At 74.7% G+C, this 22397-nt stretch carries 20 protein-coding genes, 1 tRNA gene and 1 pseudogene; 14 read left to right on the top strand and 8 right to left on the bottom strand.

The features are described 5' to 3' along the window. Positions 1-49 precede the first annotated feature (49 nt). The 5 genes from ACFHW0_RS02185 to ACFHW0_RS02165 all read left to right on the top strand — a co-directional run bounded on the left by ACFHW0_RS02185 (position 50) and on the right by ACFHW0_RS02165 (position 4335). Positions 50-532, top strand: coding sequence for a MarR family winged helix-turn-helix transcriptional regulator (locus ACFHW0_RS02185; RefSeq protein WP_416605085.1), 483 nt, complete (start codon positions 50-52; stop codon positions 530-532). A gap of 51 nt (positions 533-583) precedes the next feature. Then, on the top strand, positions 584-3082 hold the full coding sequence (locus ACFHW0_RS02180) for a transketolase C-terminal domain-containing protein (RefSeq protein ID WP_416605084.1): 2499 nt from the start codon (positions 584-586) through the stop codon (positions 3080-3082). A gap of 112 nt (positions 3083-3194) precedes the next feature. Continuing rightward, positions 3195-3632 (top strand): DUF3052 domain-containing protein, encoded by a 438-nt coding sequence (locus ACFHW0_RS02175; RefSeq protein WP_132237238.1) that lies wholly within the window; start codon positions 3195-3197, stop codon positions 3630-3632. Between the two features lie 83 nt (positions 3633-3715). Further along, complete coding sequence (locus ACFHW0_RS02170; RefSeq protein WP_121400357.1) at positions 3716-4183, top strand: peroxiredoxin; 468 nt, start codon at positions 3716-3718, stop codon at positions 4181-4183. Between the two features lie 80 nt (positions 4184-4263). After that, positions 4264-4335: transfer RNA gene (locus ACFHW0_RS02165), tRNA-Val, on the top strand. A 146-nt stretch (positions 4336-4481) separates the two neighbouring features. Here the strand turns inward: ACFHW0_RS02165 and ACFHW0_RS02160 are convergent. Both ACFHW0_RS02160 and ACFHW0_RS02155 read right to left on the bottom strand, forming a co-directional pair. Next, on the bottom strand, positions 4482-5144 hold the full coding sequence (locus tag ACFHW0_RS02160; RefSeq protein ID WP_416605083.1) for a response regulator: 663 nt from the start codon (positions 5142-5144) through the stop codon (positions 4482-4484). After that, a complete protein-coding gene (locus ACFHW0_RS02155) occupies positions 5141-6265 on the bottom strand; it encodes a sensor histidine kinase (RefSeq protein WP_416605081.1) in 1125 nt (374 codons plus the stop codon). Before ACFHW0_RS02155 ends, ACFHW0_RS02160 begins: the two co-directional genes overlap by 4 nt. Before the next feature lie 227 nt (positions 6266-6492). On the opposite strand from ACFHW0_RS02155, the gene ACFHW0_RS02150 reads away from it, so the two are divergent. Next, positions 6493-6987, top strand: coding sequence for a DUF6223 family protein (locus tag ACFHW0_RS02150; protein ID WP_416605079.1), 495 nt, complete (start codon positions 6493-6495; stop codon positions 6985-6987). Between the two features lie 102 nt (positions 6988-7089). Here the strand turns inward: ACFHW0_RS02150 and ACFHW0_RS02145 are convergent, their stop codons facing one another. Then, positions 7090-7323 carry a hypothetical protein gene (locus tag ACFHW0_RS02145; protein WP_416605078.1) on the bottom strand — a complete coding sequence of 78 codons (234 nt, stop codon included), beginning with the start codon at positions 7321-7323 and terminating at the stop codon, positions 7090-7092. Then, entirely contained in the window at positions 7320-7961 is a 642-nt protein-coding gene (locus ACFHW0_RS02140) for a hypothetical protein (protein WP_416605077.1), read from the bottom strand. The genes ACFHW0_RS02145 and ACFHW0_RS02140 overlap by 4 nt, the downstream gene beginning before the upstream one ends. Here ACFHW0_RS02140 and ACFHW0_RS02135 point away from each other — a divergent pair. Together ACFHW0_RS02135 and ACFHW0_RS02130 are read left to right on the top strand one after the other, a co-directional pair. After that, a pseudogene (locus ACFHW0_RS02135) lies at positions 7960-8619 on the top strand (RNA polymerase sigma factor); the annotation flags it as partial. The gene ACFHW0_RS02140 and the pseudogene ACFHW0_RS02135 sit on opposite strands and share 2 nt — an antisense overlap. 1539 nt (positions 8620-10158) lie before the next feature. Beyond that, positions 10159-10956, top strand: a complete 798-nt coding sequence (locus ACFHW0_RS02130; protein WP_416605246.1) for an alpha/beta fold hydrolase — start codon at positions 10159-10161, stop codon at positions 10954-10956. Between the two features lie 17 nt (positions 10957-10973). On the opposite strand, the gene ACFHW0_RS02125 is transcribed toward ACFHW0_RS02130, so the two are convergent. Then, entirely contained in the window at positions 10974-11555 is a 582-nt protein-coding gene (locus ACFHW0_RS02125) for a dihydrofolate reductase family protein (protein ID WP_416605075.1), read from the bottom strand. A gap of 74 nt (positions 11556-11629) precedes the next feature. On the opposite strand from ACFHW0_RS02125, the gene ACFHW0_RS02120 reads away from it, so the two are divergent. The 3 genes from ACFHW0_RS02120 to ACFHW0_RS02110 all read left to right on the top strand — a co-directional run bounded on the left by ACFHW0_RS02120 (position 11630) and on the right by ACFHW0_RS02110 (position 13919). Then, positions 11630-12208: a TetR/AcrR family transcriptional regulator gene (locus tag ACFHW0_RS02120; RefSeq protein WP_416605073.1), complete on the top strand. Its 579-nt coding sequence runs from the start codon at positions 11630-11632 to the stop codon at positions 12206-12208. Between the two features lie 20 nt (positions 12209-12228). Further along, entirely contained in the window at positions 12229-12705 is a 477-nt protein-coding gene (locus tag ACFHW0_RS02115) for a GNAT family N-acetyltransferase (RefSeq protein WP_416605072.1), read from the top strand. 68 nt (positions 12706-12773) lie between these two features. Continuing rightward, the gene (locus ACFHW0_RS02110) at positions 12774-13919 is read left to right on the top strand and encodes a polysaccharide pyruvyl transferase family protein (protein ID WP_416605070.1); all 1146 of its coding nucleotides are present in this window, start codon (positions 12774-12776) and stop codon (positions 13917-13919) included. A gap of 9 nt (positions 13920-13928) precedes the next feature. Here the strand turns inward: ACFHW0_RS02110 and ACFHW0_RS02105 are convergent, their stop codons facing one another. Further along, entirely contained in the window at positions 13929-14135 is a 207-nt protein-coding gene (locus ACFHW0_RS02105) for a hypothetical protein (protein ID WP_121400365.1), read from the bottom strand. A 178-nt stretch (positions 14136-14313) separates the two neighbouring features. After that, positions 14314-15186 (bottom strand): carbohydrate kinase family protein, encoded by an 873-nt coding sequence (locus ACFHW0_RS02100; protein WP_416605068.1) that lies wholly within the window; start codon positions 15184-15186, stop codon positions 14314-14316. Between the two features lie 144 nt (positions 15187-15330). On the opposite strand from ACFHW0_RS02100, the gene ACFHW0_RS02095 reads away from it, so the two are divergent. Both ACFHW0_RS02095 and ACFHW0_RS02090 read left to right on the top strand, forming a co-directional pair. Continuing rightward, complete coding sequence (locus tag ACFHW0_RS02095; protein ID WP_416605066.1) at positions 15331-18546, top strand: SNF2-related protein; 3216 nt, start codon at positions 15331-15333, stop codon at positions 18544-18546. Continuing rightward, positions 18543-19565 carry an SWIM zinc finger family protein gene (locus tag ACFHW0_RS02090; RefSeq protein ID WP_416605065.1) on the top strand — a complete coding sequence of 341 codons (1023 nt, stop codon included), beginning with the start codon at positions 18543-18545 and terminating at the stop codon, positions 19563-19565. The genes ACFHW0_RS02095 and ACFHW0_RS02090 overlap by 4 nt, the downstream gene beginning before the upstream one ends. Positions 19566-19596: 31 nt before the next feature. Here ACFHW0_RS02090 and ACFHW0_RS02085 read toward each other — a convergent pair whose 3' ends face one another. Continuing rightward, entirely contained in the window at positions 19597-19854 is a 258-nt protein-coding gene (locus ACFHW0_RS02085; protein WP_121400370.1) for a DUF3040 domain-containing protein, read from the bottom strand. A gap of 469 nt (positions 19855-20323) precedes the next feature. Between ACFHW0_RS02085 and ACFHW0_RS02080 the strand changes: the two genes are divergently transcribed. After that, the gene (locus ACFHW0_RS02080) at positions 20324-22393 is read left to right on the top strand and encodes a DUF1800 domain-containing protein (protein WP_416605064.1); all 2070 of its coding nucleotides are present in this window, start codon (positions 20324-20326) and stop codon (positions 22391-22393) included. The last annotated feature ends 4 nt before the right edge of the window (positions 22394-22397 follow it).

Genomic DNA, 22397 nt, shown 5'->3' with positions numbered 1-22397 from the left:
GCTAAACAGTAGAGCTGTTAAACTATTGGCCGCAAGTAGGATGTGGGGCATGGCGCAGCACACCGCCCCCTCCACCCCGCCGCATTCCGCCGACCGCGCGGCGCTGGCCGGCGACGTGGTGCGCCGGATCACGCACGTCGCCGCCGCGCTGCGCCACCACCAGGACCTGGAGATCGCGGAGCTGGGGCTGACGCCGGCGACCGCGCGGGCACTGCACGAGCTGGACCCCGACCGGCCGCTGCCGGCCCGTGACCTCGCCGAAGGGCTGGGCTGCGACCGCTCCAACGTGACCGCCCTGGTCGACAAGCTGGAGCGGGCCGGGCTGGTCGAGCGGCGCCCCGACCCCGCCGACCGGCGGCAGAAGACGCTGGTGGTGACCGGGCCGGGGCGGCAGGTACGGGCCCGGGTGCAGCAGGTCATGACGGACTCCCGGCTGCTCGCCGGGCTCACCGTCGAAGAGCTGGCGATTCTGCGCGAGCTGGTCTGGAAGGTCTCCGACGGCGGCTGCCCCGAGCGGTGCGACGACGACTGACCCACACCACGTCGTTCGTGTCCGAGTGGGCGCACGGGCCGCTCGTCGGTAATGCTGTCCGACGTGACCACCCCGCAAGATCTCGACGACCGGTTCCGGGAGACGCTGGCCGCGCTGGACACCCCGCCGCAGCGGCGTGACCCCGCACGGCCGGTCACCGACGACACGACGCTGACCGGCGCGCGGGCGCTGGACCTCTTCGACGCGCAGGCCACCAGCCGCCAGCTCGACCTGGCCGGCCGGTGGTTGCACAGCTTCGGCGAGGGCTTCCACACGATCGGCTCCGCCGGCCACGAGGGCAACGCCGCGGTCGCCGCCGCGCTGCGCGCCACCGACCCGGCGTTGCTGCACTACCGCTCGGGTGCCTTCTACTGCGTCCGCGCCGCCCAGGCCGCCCGGTCGGTGCCGGACGAGCGGCCCGGGGCGGAGCAGGACGGGGTCGACCAGCCGGCCGCGGCCGACCGGCCCGTCGAGGCCGCGCCGGCCGGTCCGGACGGGCCCGGCGACTCCTCCGCACCGGACGCCCCCGACCCGGAGGAGTCGACCGGTGGCTCCGGGGCCGTCGTGGACCGGCCGCTCCAACCGGGGTACGCCGAGGCGGCCCGCGACGTGCTGCGGGGCATGGTCGCCTCGAGTCACGAGCCGCTCGCCGGCGGGCGGCACAAGGTCTTCGGCCGCGCCGACCTGGCCGTCGTCCCGACCACCCCCACCATCGCCTCGCACCTGCCCCGCGCCGTCGGCATGGGACTGGCGGTGGAGCGGCTCCGCCGGCTGGAGACCTCCGGCCGGCGGGACGGGGTGCGGGTAGGCAGCGGTGGGGACACCGCGCAGGCGTCCTGGCCGCCGGACGCCATCGTGGTCTGCTCGTTCGGCGACGCCTCGGTCAACCACGCCAGCGCCACCGCCGCGTTCAACACCGCCGGCTGGTACGACCACACCGGCCTGCGCATCCCGGTGCTCTTCGTCTGCGAGGACAACGGCCTCGGCCTCAGCGTCCGCTCCCCGAAGGGGTGGGTGGAGACCACGCTGCGGTCCAAGCCGGGTGTCCGCTACTTCGCCGCGGACGGCGACGACCTGGTGCGGGCGTACGAGGTGGCGGCCGAGGCGGCGGCCTGGGTGCGCCGGCACCGCCGCCCCGCCGTGCTCCACCTGTCGACCGTGCGGCTGATGGGGCACGCCGGCGCGGACGCCGAGACCGCCTACCGCAGCGCCGAGGAGATCGCCGCCGACCTCGACCGCGACCCGCTGGCCGGCACCGCGCGGCTGCTGGTCGGGGCGGGGATCGCCACCGGCGGGGAACTGCTGGCCCGCTACGACGAGATCGGCTGGCAGGTGCGCCGGATCGCCGAGGAGGTGCTGGACGAGCCGAAGCTGACCGCACCCGCGGAGGTGCTGGCCCCGCTGGCCCCGCGCCGGCCGGTCCGCCTCGCCCGGGCGGTGGCCGACGCGGCGGCCCGCGCCGCAGGCCCCGGCGCCGCCGCCCGTACGGAGGCGTTCGGTGGCCGGCCGCCCGAGCTGACCGGCCCGCTGACGCTGGCGCAGAGCATCAACGCCGCGCTCGCCGACGGGATGCTCGACCACCCGCAGATGGCCGTGTTCGGCGAGGACGTCGGCGTCAAGGGCGGCGTCCACGGGGTGACCAGGGGGCTGCGCGACCGCTTCGGCGCGGCCCAGGTCTTCGACACGCTGCTCGACGAGACCTCGATCCTCGGGCTGGGGCTCGGCGCCGGGCTGGCCGGGATGCTGCCCGTGCCCGAGATCCAGTCCCTGGCGTACCTGCACAACGCCGAGGACCAGGTGCGTGGCGAGGCCGCCACGATGCAGTTCTTCTCGCAGGGTGCCTTCCGCAACCCGATGGTGGTGCGGGTGGCCGGCCTGGCGTACCAGGAGGGCGGCGGGCACTTCCACAACGACAACTCGGTGGCCGTACTCCGGGACGTGCCGGGCCTGGTGATCGCGGTGCCGGCGCGGCCGGACGACGCCGCGCCCATGCTGCGCACCTGCCTGGCCAGCGCGGCGGTGGACGGCAGCGTCTGCGTCTTCCTGGAGCCGGCCGCGCTCTACCACACCCGCGACCTGTACGGCGACGGTGACGGTGAGTGGCTGGCCCACTACACCGAGCCCGGCGCCTGGACCGGCGGCCACGTGCCGATCGGACGGGCCCGCGTCTACGGCGTCGGTTCCGCCGAGGACGTCACGATCATCACTTTCGGTAACGGCGTGCCGATGTCGTTGCGCGCGGCGGCGACGCTCGCCGACGAGGGGATCGGCACCCGGGTGGTGGACCTGCGTTGGCTGTCCCCGCTGCCGGTGGCCGACGTCATCCGGGAGGCGGCGGCGACCGGCAGGGTGCTGGTCGTGGACGAGACCCGCCGCTCCGGCGGGGTCGGCGAGGGGGTCATCGCGGCCCTGGTGGATGCCGGATATGTCGGGGCGGCACGGCGAGTGGCCGGAGTTGACTCGTTTGTACCATTAGGTCCGGCGGCCCGTCAGGTTCTGGTCTCCGAGGAAGCAATTACCCAGGGTGCCCGCACGCTTCTGGCACGGTAAATTCCGTTCCACCCGGTGCGCCACTTGCGCGGGGAGCCACAACTGTGTGGACTTTGCCTGACGGCGTCGACGCGGCGCTGCGGGCAGGGATGAGATGAGGAGGCACGCGACAGTGAGCGCGACCGCTGGTCAGGCCGCCGACGGGGTACGCAGCCTGGCGGACCGGTTCGGGATCGAACCGGGGATGGTCGTCATGGAGATGGGGTACGACGACGACGTCGACCAGGATCTCCGTGACGCCCTGACCGACCGCTGTGGAGATCTGGTCGACGAGGACACCGACGAGGTGGTCGACGCGGTGCTGGTCTGGTACCGCGACGGCGACGGTGATCTCTTCGAGCTTCTCGTCGACGCCCTCGGCCCGCTGGCCGACAACGGTGTCGTGTGGCTGCTCACGCCCAAGGCGGGGCGCGAGGGGCACGTCGAGCCGAGCGAGGTCGCCGAGTCCGCGCCCACCGCCGGCCTCCAGCAGACCTCCACCGTCAACGCCGGCCGGGACTGGAGCGGCGCCCGCCTCGTCCTGCGCCGCGGGGCCAAGGGCAAGAAGTAGGCCGCCGCCGGCGATCACCCGGCGGCGCCCGCTGCCGGGTGTGGCAGGCTGTTGCCCATCCGACCCCATCCTGAGGAGCTCGCATGCCGATCGAGGTTGGCGCCGAGGCGCCGGACTTCGTGCTCAAGGACCAGAACAACCAGGAGGTCCGGCTCTCGGACTTCCGTGGCAAGCGCACCGTGCTGCTGGTCTTCTACCCGCTCGCCTTCACCGGGATCTGCCAGGGTGAGCTGTGCGAGGTGCGGGACAACCTCAACGACTACGTCAACGACGACGTCCAGGTGCTGACCGTCAGCGTCGACTCGGTCTACGCCCACAAGATCTGGGCCGACAAGGAGGGCTACCAGTTCCCGCTGCTGGCCGACTTCTGGCCGCACGGAGCGGTGGCCCAGTCGTACGGCGTCTTCAACGACGTCGCCGGCATCGCCAACCGGGGCACCTTCGTGATCGACAAGGCGGGCGTGGTCCGCTTCGCCGAGATGAACATGCCGGGCGAGGCGCGCGACCAGCAGGGCTGGCGCAAGGCCCTCGCCGAGGCCGTCGCCGCCTGACCAACCGGGCACGCCGTACGACCGGGCCGGTGGAGGGCAGGGTAAGCTTGCCACCCTCCGGCCCGCCGTACGGGCGTTCCGGGCGCGTAGCTCAGTGGGAGAGCACTCGCCTTACAAGCGAGGGGTCGCAGGTTCGAAACCTGCCGCGCCCACCCAATTCACCACCAGAACCGTCACCGGCCCGAAGAGCATGGCGGCCCGGGACGGGTCGACAGGAGCATCGGGATGGCGGATCGTGCGCCGTCGCACCCCCGTGGGCGGTCTGCGGGCCGAGCTGATCGGCCCGTGACCGGTGGTGTCAGCGGTTGCGGGGGGTGACCAGGCCGGACTCGTAGGCGAGGACCACGAGTTGGGCTCGGTCCCGGGCGTGGAGCTTGCTCATGGCCCGATTGATGTGGGTCTTCGCGGTCATCGGGCTGATGACCATGCGTTCGGCGATCTGGTCGTTGGACAGGCCCTGAGCGACCAGGGCGACGGCCTCGCGTTCGCGGGCGGTCACGCCCTCCAGTCTCCTGTCGAGACGGGCGGGGAGCGGCTGGACGACGTACCGGTCGATCAGCCTGCGGGTGATCGACGGTGCGAGCAGCGCGTCGCCGCGGGCGGCGACGCGTACGGCGTGCAGGAAGTCCTCCGGCACGATGTCCTTGACGAGGAATCCGGCTGCGCCGGCGCGCAGCGCGTCGAAGACGTACTCGTCCATGCCGTAGTTGGTCAGGATGACGACGTGCACCCCGGCCAGGGCCGGGTCCGCGGCGATGCGCCGGGTCGCCTCGATGCCGTCGACGACCGGCATCTGGATGTCGATGAGAGCGATGTCAGGCAGGTGTTCCTTGGCCAGGGCGAGGCCCTGTTCCCCATCGGCGGCCTCGGCCACCACCTGGATGCCGTCCTCGAGGTCGAGGAGTGCGCGGAAGCCGCTGCGGATGAGCGGCTGGTCGTCCACCAGCAGGACACGGATCATGAGGTGCGGTCCACGGGGAGTTCAGCCTGGACGGTGAACCCGCCCTCGCCGCGTGGCTCCGCTCGCAGGCTGCCGCCGAGGGCGCTGACCCGTTCGCGCATCCCGAGTAGCCCGACGCCGGACACCGGGGCGGTGCCCGGCGTGGCCTTGCCGTCGTCGTCGACTCGTATGGCGAGGGTGTCCGGACGGTAGTCGATCCGTACCGACGCGGTGGCGGCGTTGGCGTGGCGGACGATGTTGGTGAGCGACTCCTGAACGATCCGGTAGCCGGTCCGGTCCACCGTGGCCGGCACGCCGTGTCGTTGTCCTTCGATCGTCAGTGTCGTGTGCAGGCCGGTGGTGCGGGCCCCCTCCACCAGTTCGAGGACGTCGTCGAGCCCTCGCGGCGGGGCCGTGTCGTCGCCGCGCAGCGCCTCCAGCGTCGCGCGTAGCTCCCGGGTAGCCTCACGTCCGGCCTGCTGGATCGCCAACAGGGCCTCCGGCACGTGTTCGCCGCGCCTGCGGGCCACGTGGACGGCGACCTCGGCCTGCACCTTGATGATCGAGATCTGGTGGGTGAGCGAATCGTGCAGCTCCCGCGCGATGTGCAGCCGTCCCTCGTCGGCGCGGCGCCGCGCGGTCTCCTCCCGGGTGCGCTCGGCTTCCTCTGCCCGCCGTTCGGCCTGCCGCAACGCTTCGCCCGCGGCCCCGGCCGCGACCAGCCAGGCCAACTCGAGGGCGCCCCGGGCCCGCGCGAACGCCTCGCCCGTGTCGTGCAGGCCCGAGGCCAGGGCCGCGAGGGGGAGAGCGGCCAGCATGACCGCGCTTGCCGCCACCGTGATGCCCCGGTGCCCCGCCCGTACGGCGGTGTACACCGCGAACAGGTACGCGACGGCGGGTACGTCGAAGCCAGCCGCCTGGTAGCCCACCGCGCACAGTCCGGTGACGGCCAGGGTGGCAACTGGCGCCTGGCGGCGCGCCGCCACCGCCAGACCGCCGCCGGTCAGTAGCGCGTAGCCGAGCAGATCGAGGTTCGTGGCGGAGTTCCTCGACAGCCCGGTGACCAGCAGCGCCGCTGCCACACCGACGGCGAACGCCCAGTCTCCGACGCCAGCCCGGACCTCGGACCGCTTCGTGCTCATGCGCGCACCCTAGCCGGATGCCGCCGCAGGCGAATCCCGCTCGCGAACGAGCGGTCGCGTACCGCGTCCGCGGTACCTTCCCGGCGCCTGCGGCGTCCGTAGCAGCCGGATGCCCCAGCGGCGGCAGCACGAAGTGCATCCGGCTGCGGGACGACCCGCGGTACGCCCGGCGGCATGATCGGGCGACACCGGATCCCGGAACGGGACCCAGGAAAGAGGAGAACGACATGAGGTCATCAGGAGCCCTGTCGTCAGTCCGACGTGTGCTTGCCGTGGTCGGGGCGGCCCTGCTCGGGGTGTTCGCGCCTGCCGTACCGGCGGCCGCGGACGGCTCGGCCCAGCCGGTCGCCGCCGGCGTCACCGCCATGAGCTCGGGGCGACTCGGGGCCACCGTGGCCGTCGTGCTGGGGCTGTCGGGTGTGGTCGTCGGTGGGCTGGCTCTGGCTCGCCCCGCCGGTCGTTTCGGCACCGGCTCCGGGCGACTCGGCGTCATCGTGGCCGTCGCGGCGGGGGTGGTCGGCATGGCCCTCGGTGGGTTGGTCATGGCCACCTCCGACGGTGCCGTCGGCACCGGCAACGGTCTGGGCGGGGCCATCGTGGCGCTGGTGGTGGGGCTGATCGCCGTGACCCTCGGTGGGCTGGCTCTGGCCCGCTCCCGCCGCCTGCGCGCCGGTGACGCCGACGCGGCCCGAAGCGCCGCACCGGCTGACCGGCCACGGTGACGCGGTAGTCGGACCCGAGCCGGCTGCCGCGACGAACTACGACCGGTGCGGGCACGGGCCGCCGGATGACCGGCGGCCCGTCCCAGTTCCTCGATCGGCGAATCAGCTCGCGCAGACGGCGTACGCGCGGACCTTCCAGTTGCCGCTGAAGCCGTCCTCGTCCTCGGCGGCGGAGACGGTGACGACGGTCGAGGTGGTGGCCCGCATCTGGGTCAGGCGCACCTGCCCGTCGCCGCCGAGGATCTCGCCGCCCACCCCGTGCACCCGCGTCCCGGCGGGGCAGGTGGCCGTGACCGACCGGGTGGCGGCGGAGCTGTAGACGCTGTCGTCGATCACGCGCTGCTCGCCGGGCAGCGGGTCGGCGCAGATCGCGCCGCGTCCAGCCACCAGCTGCCGGCGAATCCGGTGCCGTCCTCGGCACCCGCCACCACGACGCTGTTCTGGTGGATGCGCAGGTCCTCCAGGACGACCTCGCTGTTCGCCGCCCCGACGACCGCGCCACCGACCCCGATGGCGTGCTTGCCGGCCGGGCAGGACTTCTCGAACCAGTTCGACGTGCCGAAGCTGGGCGCCGAACTGCCGGACACCATCACCAGGCCGGCGGGCGGCGTGGCGCAGATCGCGTTCGCCGTGACCGCCCAGTTGCCGCCGACGCCGTTCTCGTCCTCCCGGCCCGTCACCGAGTACGCGTCCCCGCCGATCAGCGGACGCATGATGTCCATGCCGACCTGCCCGAGGCCGGAACCGGTGATCGCGCCACCGCCGCCGATGACCTTGGTGCCGGCCGGGCAGGTCGTGTTCTGCGTCTTCGCGGAGCTGTTGCTGGGGCCGGTCGTCGTCTTGACGCTCAGCCCGGGCACCGCCGCCACCGGCCCGGCGAGGGCCAGCTGGCCGAGTACGAGCGCGCTCAGCGCGGCTCCCCCCACTGCGGCCGTCCGACGCGTCCACCGGGTGCGGTTCGATCCCTCTCGCATGGTGTCTCTACCTTTCTCGGGGCTGTTCGGTATTGCTGACACCGGTAGGAGCGCGGTCGGGTCGGGATGCCAACAGAAAGACCCGAAGAAAAAAATCCGCGGTTCTACTGGACCCGTCGACGAGCAGCGAGGGAGACGGATGGACACGGCGGCACGGGACGACACCGCACTGGTCGAGGCGGTGCGCCGCGGTGATCGGGCCGGGCTGGAGGGCATGTACCGGCGGTACGCCGACCGGCTCTACACGTACGCCCGGACCATGCTGCGCGAGCCGGAGGCCGCCGCGGACGCCGTCCACGACGCGTTCCTCACCGCCAGCCAGCGCATCGGTCAGCTCCGCGAGCCCGACCGGCTGCGCTCCTGGCTGTACGCGATCGTGCGCAACGAGTGCCTCCGGCAGTTGCGGGAGCGGTCCCGCTTCCTGCCACTGGAGGAGGCCGACGAACCGGCGGCCGACACCGCCGACCCGGGCACGGGCGTCAACGCCGATCAGGTACGCGACCTGGTGCACACCGCCGTCGCCGCGCTGAACCCGGGCGACCGTGAGGTGGTCCACCTGGCCATCCGCCACGACCTGTCGTCGGCCGACATCGGCGCGGCCCTCGGGGTGCCCGCGAACCACGCGCACGCCCGCCTGTCGCGCGCCCGCTCACAGCTCGAACGGGCGCTGGGGGCGCTGCTGGTGGCCCGCACCGGAGCCCGGGACTGCCCGACCCTCGCCGGCCTGATCGACGGCTGGCAGGGCCGGCTCACCCCGACCCTGCGCAAGCGGGTCTCGCGGCACATCGAGAGCTGCGCCGTGTGCGGGCTGCTCCGGCGGGAACAGCTCAGTCCGGCCGCGCTGCTGTCGGCGTACACGGCCCCGGCCTTCCTGGTCGTCGCCGACACGGTGTGGCCGCGACTGGCCGAGACCAGCGCGACCGGCGTCGGGGCCGACCCGGCGCCGGGCGCGGAGGCCGATCCGGCGGGTGCGGTCACGGCCGATCCGGCGGCCGGCGGGGACGCCGTTCCGGCGGGCGGGGGCACGGCCGACCCGGCGCTGGCGACCGACGGGAATTCTGGGCCGGCGGTCGCCAGCCCGGTGGACGAGGCGGTCGACGCGCCCACGGCGACGACCGACGTGACCGTGGGTTCGGGCGGCGTGGCGGCGGTTTCGGGCGGTGCGGCCGCGCTCCCGGTAGGTGGGGCGGCGCCGCGGGCTGCGGCGCACGCCGTGCGGACGGCCTCCCCGGCGAGCCGCGACCGGCGCCGTCGGAGGCTGGCCGGGGCCGCAGCCCTGCTGGTCCTCCTCGCCGCGCTCGGCACCTGGGCACTGGCGCCCGGGCGCCCGACCGCCGCGCAGGACGGCTCCGGCCGACCGGTGTCCGAGGCGTTCGGATCACCGGCCGGTGAACCGGTGCCGCCCGCCCCCGCGCCGCCGTCCGGCACGGCCACGGACACCGGCACCCGGGCTGCCGACCCGCCGTCGGCCGGTGCCGCCGGTCCGGCGTCCGGTTCCGCCGTCGCGCCGACGCGCGGCGGCGGGGCAGCCCGGACCGACGCGCCCGACGTCGCGCCGGGCGGCGTTGTCGCACCGGCACCCACCACGGCACCGACCAGGCCCCCGGTCGCGCCCCGGCCGACCGGCGCACCGCAGATCGCCGCGCCGTTCACGGTCACCGCCACCGCCCACGTGCGGTGCGGCTCGGAGACGTACAGCCTCGTGGTGCGGGCCGCCGGCAGTGCCACGATCGTCGCCGCCGAGGTGCGCTGGACACCCGCCGGAGGCAGGACGTCGGCGCGGGCCCTGACGGCGGACGGATCGACCGCGCGGGACCGTCGGGCAGTTGCGCGCGGCGACGCTGACCTGGTCGGTGCGGGCGACCACAACGGACGGCCGTACGGCGCAAAGCCCCACCTACCCGGTCACCGACCCGTGCGTCCGGCCGGGATAGCCGGCCGACCGTCGACGGTTCGGGGCTCAGGAAGGTTCGGGGCTCAGGAAGAGGAGCATCAACGAATGTCGCTGCGGGCGGAGTCAGCTCGGCCTGAGCGTCTTCGGCTTCAACCTTCCCGCGCGGACGCTCTACGAGCAGATGGGCTTCGAGGCGACCGCCGTCCGGATGCGCAAGCGGCTGTAGCTCTGGGGAGCGGCGGCGGGCGCGCCCGGACGGCCGATCGCCGGCGGACGTCGTACGGTCCGGGGTTTGATGGGGCGATGGGCTACGCGGAGGTCGACGGGCTGCGCCTGTGGCACGAGGAGCACGGCGCCGGCCGCCCGCTGCTGTTGCTGCACGGCGGCTTCGGGTCGGCGGAGATGTTCGCCCCGATTCTGCCGGCGCTGGCCGCGCGCCGTCGGGTGATCGCCGTCGACCTCCAGGGCCACGGGCGCACCGCCGACGTCGACCGTCCGCTGCGCTACGAGTCGATGGCCGACGACGTCGCCGCGCTGCTCGGGCACCTCGGCCTGGCCCAGGCCGACGTGCTGGGCTACTCGCTCGGCGGCGGTGTGGCGCTGCGTACCGCGATCCAGCACCCGGCGCTGGTGCGCCGGCTGGTCGTCGTCTCCGCGCCGTGCCGGCGGCAGGGCTGGTATCCGGAGGTGCTGGCGGGCATGCCCGAGCCCGACGAGCCGGCGGGCGAGCGGATGCGGGGCACTCCGCCGTACGAGCTCTACACCCGCGTCGCGCCCCGACCGGGGGACTGGTCGCGGCTCTGGGCGAAGACCGGCGAGCTGCTGCGCCGCGACTACGACTGGTCGGCCGAGGTGGCCGCCCTGGCCGTGCCAACCATGCTGGTCTTCGCCGACGCCGACTCGGTCAGCGCCGCGCACATGGTGGAGTTCTTCGGGCTGCTCGGCGGGGGCCGCCGGGATGCCGGCGGTGAGGGCACCGACCGCCCGGCGTCGCGGCTCGCCGTGCTGCCGGGGCTCACCCACTACGACATCGTCGTCTCGCCGGCGCTGCCCGCCGCCGTCCTGCCGTTCCTCACCCACCCGGTGTCACCGCCCGGCTGACGCCGGACGGGCGCCGGCTACTCCGCCCCGGCGGGGCGGGCGTAGTGGAGGATGACCACTCCGCTGTCGAACGGACGCGTGTCGACCAGGTCGAAGCGGCGCGGGTCGAACCCCCGGGCGACGAGCGGGACGCCGCTGCCGATCACGCACGGGCTGAGCTTGACGACCAGCTCGTCGACGTCGGGCAGGAGCTGGCCGGCGAGTTGACCGCCGCCGCAGAGCCAGATGTCGCGGCCGGGGCGGCGCTTCAGCTCCCGGACGAACTTCACCGGATCCGTGGAGACGATCTCCACCTCCGGCTCGGCGGCCGGCGGCAGGGTGCGGGAGAAGACGTACTGCTTCAGGTGGGCGTACGGGCTGGTGACGCCCATCTCGAGGCCCGGGTCGTACGTGCCCCGGCCCATCACCACCGCGTCGAAGCGGCCCTCCGGCTCCTGGATGCCGAACTGCGGGTGGACGAAGGTGGGGAGCGTCTGCGGCCAGTTCGCCGCGAGGTGGGCCGCCACGTCGGGATCCAACCGCAGGAAGTCGTACGACCCGTCGGGGCCGGCGATGAAGCCGTCGAGGGTGCTGGCGACGAAGTACACGAGCTTGCGCAAACCGATCCCCAATCACTACTGATGTCGTGGATGAAGCTACTACACCCATAGTGGTTCTTGCTAGGGTGTTTCCCGTGGCGAGAAACGTGGAACGACGGGCGGCCCTGGCCGACGCGGGGCTGCGGGTGCTGGCGGCGACCGGGGCGCGCGGCCTGACCCACCGGGCGGTCGACGCCGAGGCGGGCGTGCCGACCGGCACCGCCTCCAACTACTTCCGCTCCCGCGACGCGCTGCTCGGCGCGCTCGGCGAGCGGATCATGGAGCGGTTCGCCCCGGACGAGCGGGTCCTGGCCGAGCTGGGCGCCCGTGAGCCGTCGCTGGAGCTGTTCACGGACTACCTGCGCTACATCGTCGAGCGGACCACCCGGCAGCCCGACCTCACCCGGGCGCTGATCGAGCTGCGGCTGGAGGCGGCCCGCCGCCCCGACCTGGCCCGCATCCTCGGCGACACCCTGCGCCGGGGCTACCGCGACGACGTCGCGTTCCACCTCGCCGCCGGATTACCGGGTGGCGCGTTCGAGGTCGCTCTGCTGCACTACGCCATGGACGGGCTGCTGCTCGACCTGCTCGGCACGTCCATCGAGGCGGGATTCGACCCCGACGACGTGGTCGTGGCGTTCGCGTCCCGGCTGGTCGGCACCGCCGACCGGTGAGCGGAGACAGGGGAGACGCGGTGGAACTGACACCCATGACGGCCGAGGAGTTCGCGCGGGTACGGGAGCCGCTCGTGCGCTCGTACGCCGAGGCGATGGTCACCGATCGCGGCCTGGCCCCGGCCGAGGCCCTGGAGCGGGCCACCACCCAGCTGCGCGAACAGCTTCCCGACGGCGTCGACAGCGCCGGCGCCCTGCTCCGCAGGGCCCGGGTGGGCGACGTCGAGGTGGGGTGGATCTGGGTCGGGCTCCCCGGCGGCCCCGCCGGGGCCCACACCGCATGGCTCAACAACGTCGAGGTGCATCCCGGACATCGCAGACACGGGTACGGGCGGCGGATGATCCAGCTCGTCGAGGCGGAACTCGCCGCCCTCGGGGTGCCCGAGCTGGGGCTGAACGTCTTCGGCTCCAACACCGGGGCCATCCACCTCTACCACAGCCTCGGCTACCGGGTGGCCGCCCAGCAGATGACGAAGCGGATCTCCCCGGCCGGCTGAGCCCGTCAGGAGTGTTCCCCGGCGCAGCGGGAACCCCCGCCCCGGACGCACCTGGGGAGGAGCGACGGATGAGGCATGGCGGCGGACTGACCATCGGTGTGCTCGGCTCGTACGGCGGTCGCAACCTCGGTGACGAGGCGATCCTGAGCGGTCTGCTGGCCGATCTGCGCGAGCAGGAGCCGAACGGGCGGATCATCGTCTTCTCCCGGAACCCGGAGCACACCAGGATCGCCCATCCCGACGTGGAGGCGGTGCCCTGGGAGGGGATCAGCCGGACCGACTCGGCGCTGGTCCTGGCCCAGCTCGACGTGCTGATCCTCGGCGGCGGCGGCATCCTCTACGACCGGGAGGCCCGCCGCTACCTGCGGGTGGTCCGGGTCGCCCAGGAGCGGGGCCTGCCGCTGCTGACGTACGCGGTGGGGGTCGGGCCGCTCAGCGAGGGCGTGGACACCGGCATGGTGCGGGAGACCCTGGCCAGCGCCACCCAGGTGACCGTACGGGACCAGGAGTCCCGGATGGTGCTGGAGGAGGCGGGGCTGCTCAACCCGATCACCGTGACCGCCGACCCCGCGTTCCTGATCGAACCCGAGGACTTCCCGGCGGAGCTGCTCCGCGAGGAGGGGGTGCCGGCCGGCAAGCGGCTGGTCGGGATGAGCGTACGGGAGCCGGGCCGGGCCGCCGAGCGGCTCGACGTCGACGGCTACCACCGCCTGCTCGCCCAGATCGGCGACTTCCTGGTGCACCGGATCGACGCCTACGTGCTCTTCGTCCCCATGGAGCGCGACGACATCCGGCACTCGCACGGCGTGCTGTCGCACATGGTCGCCGCCGAGCGGGGCCGGATCCTGCACGGCACCTACTCGCCCCAGCAGGTGCTCGGGCTCATGCGTCACTTCGACCTGGCCGTCGGCATGCGGCTGCACTTCCTGATCTTCGCCGCGATGGCGGGCACGCCGTTCCTGCCCCTGCCGTACGCCGGCAAGGTCTTCGACCTCGCCCAGCGGCTCGGGGTGCCGGCGCTGCGCGGCGTGGAACGGGAGGTCGAGGGGCCGCTGCTGGCCGAGGTCGACCGGCTCTGGGACGAGCGGGAGCAGCGGGCCGAGGCCACCGCCCGGCGCGTGGCCGAGGTGTGCGACGAGGCCCGGGGAACCTCCCAGGTCACCCGCTCCGTGCTGGACAGCCTGCGCGCCCGCAGCCTGGCCCCGGCGGCCTGACCCGACGGCTCAGACCGCCGGCCCGCGCCAGCGGTAGCACCACCGGTCGGCGTCGGCATCCACGGACTCCAGCTCGTAGATCTCCGCCTCGGCCAGCCCCTTCGCGCCGAGGTGGTGGTGGGTCAGCGGCGGGCGGCCGTTAGGGTCCAGCTCCACGGTGACGGTCTCGCCGTCGGCCACGCCACCGACCAGGGGGATTTCTGCCGTTGATGCCATGCGCCCCATCCTGCCCCGCCCGGGGAGACCCCGCAGCGGATAGCGGGGCAGCGGGCCGGGGCGTCGGGCCCGCCGACATCCTCCGCGAGCTGACGGACGGCGCCACCGGCACGCTCCGCCCGCCGCCCGCCGAGCGGCAACGTGACCCGGGCGCGCCGCGTGTCGACGGACAGCGGGCTCAGCGACGCGGCAGCAGGTCGGGCGGATACTCCATGCCGTCGTGGGTGCAGGCCGCGGCGGCGACCCGGGCCGCGTACGCCGCCGCGCCGGTCAGCGCCGCGCCGCGCAGCCGGCCGGCGATCACGCCCGCCGCGAAGGCGTCCCCCGCGCCGTTGGTGTCGACGACCGGTGCGGGCGGCACGGCGGCGGGCACGGCCGTCGGCACGCCCCCGCCGGTGTGCAGCTGGGCGCCGTCCGCGCCCCGGGTCACCAGTACCGTGCGGGGCGCCAGCGCGGCGGCGAGCGCGCCGGCCTCCGCGCCCAGCCGGACCCCGCTGACGAAGACCAGGTCGGCCACCTCGGCGAAGGGCCGGTGGTAGGCGTTCCCGCCGTCCCAGTCGTGCAGGTCGGTGGAGAGGACGGCACCGTCGGCCAGCCCCGCGCGCAGGGCGGGCAGCAGGGGAAGCGTCCAGTCCACGATCGACAGGTGCACGTGGGCCGCCTGCCGGACCAGCGCGGTCACGTCGGCCGCCGGGAACGGCGCCGGCCCGTGCCAGGGGCGTGGGTCGTAGAGCGACATCCGCCGGCCGGCCGGGTCGACCATGTTCACGGACCGCCGGGTGCCGGCCGGGGCGTCGCCCAGCACGGCGTGCACGCCGGTGCGGGCCAGCGCGGCGCGGACCACGTCGCCGGCCGGGTCGGCGCCGATGACGTCGACCACCGCCACCCGGAGCCCGAGCGCGTGCGCGGCGAGCGCCACCCCGGCGCCGGTGTTGCCGATCCGCAGGTCGATCGGGTCGACGGTGACGGAGTCGGCGGCCGGCAGCGGGATCGCGGGCACCCGCACCCGCACGTCGACGCCGAGACCGCCGATCACGAGGAGGTCGTACACGCGCCCGACCCTATCCCCGCCGGCGGCGGCCACGGGGCCCGCGCCGCCCGCCGCCCGCTCGTCCGGACGGCCGACGGTGTGCTGGTCGGGGCCGCCGGGCCCGGACCGGTATCCTCGCCGGGGTCGTCGCGAGGAGGGGGACGCGTGCTGGTCGTCCACGGGGTCTGGCGGTCCGGCGTCGGGCTCGCCGTCTGGGCCGAGGACAGCGCGCTGCCGGCCCACGCGCCGCGCCGCCCGGGCCGGGCGCCCCGGGAACGGCCGCACCCGTTCGCCGCCGACCATGCCGCGTTGGCCGCCGCGCTGGCCGCGACGGCCGAGCCGGCCGACCTCGGCACCGCGCTGCTCACCCTCCCCACCCGGGCCGGCGCACCGCTGGACTCCCCGGAACTCGTCCGCGCCGACGTCGCCGGGGCGGTCCGCGGGCCGGTCACCCTCGCCGGCTGGCGGGTGCCCGTCCTCCGGTACGCCCCCGACGCCGCCCTGGCCCTGCTGCGCGGCCTCGACGCGGTGGCCGCCGTGCCGGGCGCGACCCTGCGTCACCTCGCCGAGCTGGCCGACTTCGCGGTCGACCTGGCGGCCCGGGGCCGGGTCCTGCCCGGCCTCGCCGAGGCGCCCCAGGCGGGCCGCACCCGGCCGGACGGCGAACGGGCGGAGGCCGTCACCCGGGCGGTGTGGCGACCGCTGCTGACCGGCACGGACGCCGCCTGGGCCCGGGCGCTGGCGCTGGCCCTGCCCCCGGCCGCCCGCGCCGCCACCGGGCCGGACGGGCCGGACGGCCCCGGTGCCGCCGCCGGGGCGGGCACCCCGTCCGGTCGCCGCGCGCGAACCGGCCTGCCCGCCGGACGCGAGCGGCCCGCGCCGGTCGCCGCCGACGCGCCGGGCGCGCTGGTCGCCGACGCGCTCGACGCACTCACCGACGCCGCCGTCCGGGCGGCCCTGGCCGAGACCGCGCTGGCCCGGGGCGTACGCCCGAACGGCGCGGTGCCGGCCTGGCTGGCCGCGCTCACCGGAGCGGTGCGGGAGTTCGCCGCCGACCCGGCCGCGCTGGAGATGCTGCGCGCCGAACTGGACGCCTGGCAGCGCGACGCGGCCGGCGGCGCCGTGCGGGCCAGCTTCCGTCTGGTCGAGCCGCCGGCCGACGAGGTCACCGAGCCGGTCGTCGTGGTGCCCGCCGACCCGGTGGCGACGATGCGACCGGCCGGGCGGTGGCGGGTCGAGTTCGGGCTCCAGGCGGCCGACGAGCCGAGCCTGCACGTGGACGCCGGGCAGGTCTGGCGGGCGCCGGAGAGCGTCGCCGGGCTGGCCGGTCGCGGCGACGACCCGCAGGAGACCCTGCTCGCCGAGCTGGGGCGTGCCAGCCGGCTCTGGCCCGAGCTGGACACCGCCCTGCGTACGGCCACGCCGGAGGCCCTGGAGCTGGACGTCGAGGGGGCGCACCGCTTCCTCCGCGAGGGCGCGCCGGTGCTGCACGCCGCCGGGTTCGCCGTGCTGCTGCCGTCCTGGTGGCGGCGCCCGTCGTCCCGGCTCGGCGCCCGGTTGCAGGCCCGCAGCCGGACCGCACCGGGCACCGTCGCCGCCACCGTCGGGGGCGTCGGGCTGGACGCCCTCGTCGACTACCGCTGGGAGGTGTCCCTCGGCGACCAGCCGCTCACGGCCGAGGAGCTGGCGTCGCTGGCCGCGCTGAAGACCCCGCTGGTGCGGCTGCGCGGGCAGTGGGTGGAGCTGGACCCGAAGCGGCTCGCCGCCGGCCTGCGGCTGCTCCGGTCCTCCGGCGAGCTGACCGTCGCCGACCTGCTCCGGCTCGGCCTGGCCGACGCCGAGCAGCCGGACGCGCTGCCGGTGCTGGAGGTCAGTGCCGACGGCGCGCTGGGCGACCTGCTCGCCGGGGCGGTGGAGCGGCGGCTCGCCCCGCTGGACCCGCCGCCGGCGTTCCACGGCACGCTGCGGCCGTACCAGCGCCGGGGGCTGGCCTGGCTGGCGTTCCTCCAGTCCCTCGGACTCGGCGCGGTGCTCGCCGACGACATGGGGCTGGGCAAGACGGTGCAACTGCTCGCCCTGCTCGCCGGGGACCCGCCGGACGCCGGTCCGACCCTGCTGGTCTGCCCGATGTCGCTGGTGGGCAACTGGCAGCGCGAGGCGGCGCGGTTCACGCCGGGGCTGCGCGTACACGTGCACCACGGCGCGGAGCGGGCGCGGGGCGAGGCGTTCGGCGCGGCCGTGCACGGCGCGGACCTGGTCCTCACCACCTACTCGGTCGCGGCCCGCGACGCGCTCGACCTGACCGGGATCGACTGGCGGCGGGTGGTCATCGACGAGGCCCAGGCCATCAAGAACGCCGCCACCCGGCAGGCCGAGGCGGTCCGCGCGCTGCCCGCGCGGCACCGGATCGCCGTCACCGGCACGCCGGTGGAGAACCGGTTGGCGGACCTCTGGTCGATCATGCAGTTCGCCAACCCCGGCCTGCTGGGGCCGGCGGCGACCTTCCGCAAGAAGTACGCCGAACCGATCGAGCGGCACGGCGACGCCGAGACGGCCGAGCGGCTGCGCCGGATCACCGGCCCGTTCGTGCTGCGCCGGCTCAAGACCGACTCCTCGATCATCTCCGACCTGCCGGAGAAGCTGGAGATGGAGGTGCTCTGCAACCTCACGGCCGAGCAGGCGTCGCTCTACCGGGCGATCGTCGACGACATGCTGGCGCGGATCGAGTCCAGCGACGGCATCGAGCGCCGTGGGCTGGTGCTCGCCGCCATGACCCGGCTCAAGCAGGTCTGCAACCATCCCGCGCAACTGCTGCGCGACGGCTCGGCGCTGCCCGGCCGCTCCGGCAAGCTGGCCCGCCTGGAGGAGATCCTGGACGAGGTCCTCGCGGCGGGGGAGCGGGCCCTGCTCTTCACCCAGTACGCCGAGTTCGGCGGCATGCTGCGCGGGCACCTGTCGGCCCGGTTCGGCCGGGAGGTGCTCTTCCTGCACGGCGGGGTCGGCAAGGCCGACCGGGACGCCATGGTGACCCGGTTCCAGTCCCCGCGGGGCCCGGCGGTCTTCGTCCTGTCGCTGAAGGCCGGCGGCACCGGGCTCACCCTCACCGAGGCCAACCACGTGGTGCACGTCGACCGGTGGTGGAACCCCGCCGTCGAGGACCAGGCCACCGACCGGGCGTTCCGCATCGGCCAGCGGCGCCGGGTGCAGGTCCGCAAGTTCGTCTGCGCCGGCACGGTGGAGGAGAAGGTGGCGGCGCTGATCGCCGACAAGCGCAGCCTCGCCGCCTCGGTCGTCGGCACCGGCGAGCAGTGGGTCACCGAGCTGTCCACGACGCAGCTTCGCGAGCTGTTCACCCTGGAGGCCGGGGCGGTGGTGGAGTGAGCGGGCAGCCGGAGAGCGACGGCGGCGCCGACGGCCGGTTCGCCGACTACGGTCGGCCGCGCCGGGTCGACGGCGGGCTGAGGGCGCGCAGCACCCGCGGGGCCATCGGCCAATCCTGGTGGTCCCGGCGCTTCCTGGAGGTGCTGGAGTCGTTCGCCCTCGGCACCCGGCTGACCCGCGGCCGGTCGTACGCGCGGGCCGGACAGGTGGTCCGCCTGGATGTCGCCCCCGGCACCGTCGACGCCGTGGTGCAGGGCTCCCGCGCGCAGCCGTACGAGGTGAGCATCGCCCTGCCGCCGTTCCCGGAGGCGCTCTGGGCCCGCGTCGAGGCGGAACTGGCCGCCCAGGCGTTCTTCAGCGCCCGGCTGCTCGCCGGCGACCTGCCCCCGGAACTGGAGGAGCTGTTCGCGGGCGCCGGCGCCCCACTCTTCCCCGCCGGTGTCGCGGAGCTGCGGCAGCGGTGCAGCTGCCCCGACTTCGCCGTCCCCTGCAAGCATCTCGCGGCCACGTTCTACCTGCTCGCCGAGGCGTTCGACGCCGACCCGTTCCAGTTGCTGCACTGGCGGGGCCGGAGCCGGACGCAGCTGCTCGACCGGCTGCGCGTCCTGCGGGCCGGCGCCGGAGGCGTCGACGACCAGCCGGCCGCGACCCGGGCCGTGCCGCCGGCCGCGCCGCCCACGACGAACGGTGTGGTGCCGCCACCACCGTTCATGGTGGACGGTGCCGCGCCGACGTCGGCACCGTCCACGCGGGACGACGGCGTGGCGGGAGCCGGGCGGGACACCGTGGACGTCCCGCCGGTCGGCGCGTCCCGGGCGCTCGCCGGCCTGCCGACGGCGCCGCTGGCCGAGGCGGTCGACCGGTTCTGGCTGCCGCCGGTCCCGTTGCCCGACCGGCCGCCCAGCCTGTCGACCGGACCGGACCTGCTGCTGCGGCAGCTCGGCGCGCCGGCCCCCGCCATCGGCGGGCCCGGCCTCCTCGAGCGGCTGCGGCGGGCGTACCGGCTCCTCGGCCGGTGAGACCGGCGGCGGAACGGTACGGGGCCCCGGGTCACAGCCAGCGGCGGCGGAACCGCCACATGAGCGCGGCGTTGGCCACCAGGACCACCGCGCAGACGGCCCCGGCCAGTCGCCCGGCCAGCACGGTCATCGCCGGCAGCGAGGCCCACAGGACGATCGTCAACAGCATCAGCCAACGGCCGCGCCGGGCCCGGGCCCGGTTGTCGAGCCGGGCGAAGAACGCCGGATCGCTCTCCCGGAGCTGACGGGTGATCTGCTCGAACCTGCGCTGATCCTCTTTGCTGAGCATGTGCCTTCCCCTCACGTGTTCAGCGGTTCGGCGGCATACCCGCTGCGGCAGCGGCTCACGCTCCCGTCCTGCTGCTACTTTGCCGCCCCGCCCGGGCGGGCCCCCTCCGGCCGCGCCCCGGCCCTGCGGCGAGCGGGGGAGCGCCTCAGCGCAGGCTTAGCCGAACCTTAAATTTGCCTGTGGCGATGAAAGTGGCGTCCCGCGCCGGCTCGGCCCCGATGGCCGGATCCGGCCCGTGCCGTGCCGCGTACGCCCTGCTCGCGAGGTCCGTGGCGGGTCGCCCCGGGTTCCGGTGCCGCCGACCCGCGCTGAGCGGCGCCTTAAGTGCCCTCCTGGGGCCTTCCGGTGCTGCTTGAAGGCACCTGAACCCTTCATTACCTTCCGGTGACAACCCCCTCAGGCACCAGTCGCCGCACCTGCACCCGTGCCCGGTGCCAGTCGTCGCGGCGCAGCAGAAACGGATTGGTACATGGCCGACCAGAATGTGCCACCACGGCGACCGCGGGACGATCGCGGATGGGACGGGCGTCAGTACCCCGCCGCCGACGGTCACCGCGACACCCACCCCTCCACCCCGTACGGCCACGACCCGCGCGCGCAGCACCAGGGTGGACACCCCGCCGACCCGCGGGAGCAGTACGCGCACGCCGGGCACCCGGCCGCGCGCGGGCCGCAGTGGGTCGGTCCGGACGGCTTCGCGCGGCAGGCGGGCGCGCCGTCGGCCGGCTCCGGACTGCCCAACCTGGACGACGACGAGCCGGGCCGCAAGGTCGGCCGCCGCAAGGCCCTCGTGGCCCTCGGCGGCACCGCGGCCGTGGTCGCCGGCGGTGCCGCCCTGGCGATGACCCCGCAGATCCGCAGCCTCTTCGGCGACGAGGCCGTGGCCGGCGACGCCACCGGCACCACGGTCACCGACGGCACCCCGGCCCGCCCGAGCGGCCAGCAGCCGAGCACGGTGCGCACCTACACCGAGCAGAACGAGAGCTACATGGGCTCCCGGGCCGGCGAGGCGCTGAAGAAGAACGCCCCGGCCGGCGGCCGCACCTTCTCCGGGCCGGCCGCCGCCGCCGCGGAGACCAAGGTCACCGTCAAGACGGTGCTCGCCAAGGACCCGGTCCTGCACCTGGCCCGGCGGGCCACCTTCGGCGCCACCCCGCAGGTCGTCGCCGACATCAAGGAGCGGGGCATCGACGGCTGGCTGCGCTGGCAGCTCGACCCCGACAAGATCGCGCCGACGAGGGCCGAGCTGAAGCTCGCCGACCTGCCGACGCTGAAGCTGGGCACCGCGCAGCTGCGCGAGCAGCGCGACCAGCTCAACGAGCGGGGCGCGCAGCCGGAGAAGGAGATGGTGGACGCCACCATCGCCCGGCAGATCTGGTCGAAGCGGCAGCTGTTCGAGGTCATGGTCGACTTCTGGAACGACTTCCTGCACGTCGCCGCGGACTTCGACGGGGGCGAGGTGTACCGCGCGTCCTTCGACCGGGACGTCGTCCGGGCGCACGCCCTCGGCAGCTACCCCGAGATGCTGCTCGCCGCGAACCGGCACCCGGCGCTGCTGCTCTACCTCAACCAGAACGACTCCCGCGCCGACGCGGTCAACGAGAACCTGGCCCGGGAGAACCTGGAGCTGTACTCGGTCGGCGTCGACGGCGGCTACACCGAGAAGGACGTCCGGCAGGCGGCCCTGCTCCAGACCGGCCGGGGCGTCAACGACGGGAAGTACGTGTTCCGCCCCGAGCGGCACTACGTCGGCAAGGTGAAGGTCCTCGGCTTCACCCACGCGAACAACTCGAAGGACCCGAAGAAGGCCGAGGCGGCCATCGACGCGTACATCACCTACATCGCGCTGCACCCGTCCACCGCCAGGTACGTGGCGCAGAGCCTGGCCACCCGGTTCGTCTCGGACACCCCGCCGAAGTCCCTCGTGGAGCGGCTGGCCAAGTCGTACAGCCTGAACAAGGGCATGATCAAGCCGGTGCTGATGACGCTGTTCAGCTCCTCGGAGTTCTGGGCGGCGGTGGGCCAGAAGGTGCGCCGGCCGATGGAGTACCTGGTCGCCACGTACCGGGCCCTCGGGGTGTCCCCGGAGGCGTCGCCGAAGCACGACAACGGCGACAACAAGCGCACCCCGTACGCCCGGGGGCTGCGGCAGATCCACGACAGGATGCGCGAGCTGGGCCAGTACCCGATGGGCCAGCCCACCCCCGACGGCTACCCGGACGTCTACGTGGCCTGGACCTCCGCCGGCACGATGGTCCACGGCTGGAACGAGGCGGGCGAGCTGCTCGCCGGCCGGCGCACCGTCTTCACCTACACCCCGCCCGAGAAGCTGGTGGCCCGGCCCCCGGCCACCGCCGGGGCGTACGTGGACGCGCTGGCCCTGCGCCTGGTGGGTCAGAAGCTGAGCGCCAGCGAGCGGTCCCTGATCCTCGGCGTGGCCGGCGTGTCGGCCGGCGACAAGGTCGACGCCACGTTCGACGGGGCCGTCACCGCCGTAGCGCGGGCGATCCTCGCTTCCCCCCAGCACCACCTCCGGTGAGGCA

This window comes from Micromonospora sp. LOL_025, from assembly GCF_048060285.1.
Classification (GTDB): domain Bacteria; phylum Actinomycetota; class Actinomycetes; order Mycobacteriales; family Micromonosporaceae; genus Micromonospora.
Note: the sequence above shows the minus strand (reverse complement) of the source record. Positions and strands in the feature narration are given on the sequence as shown.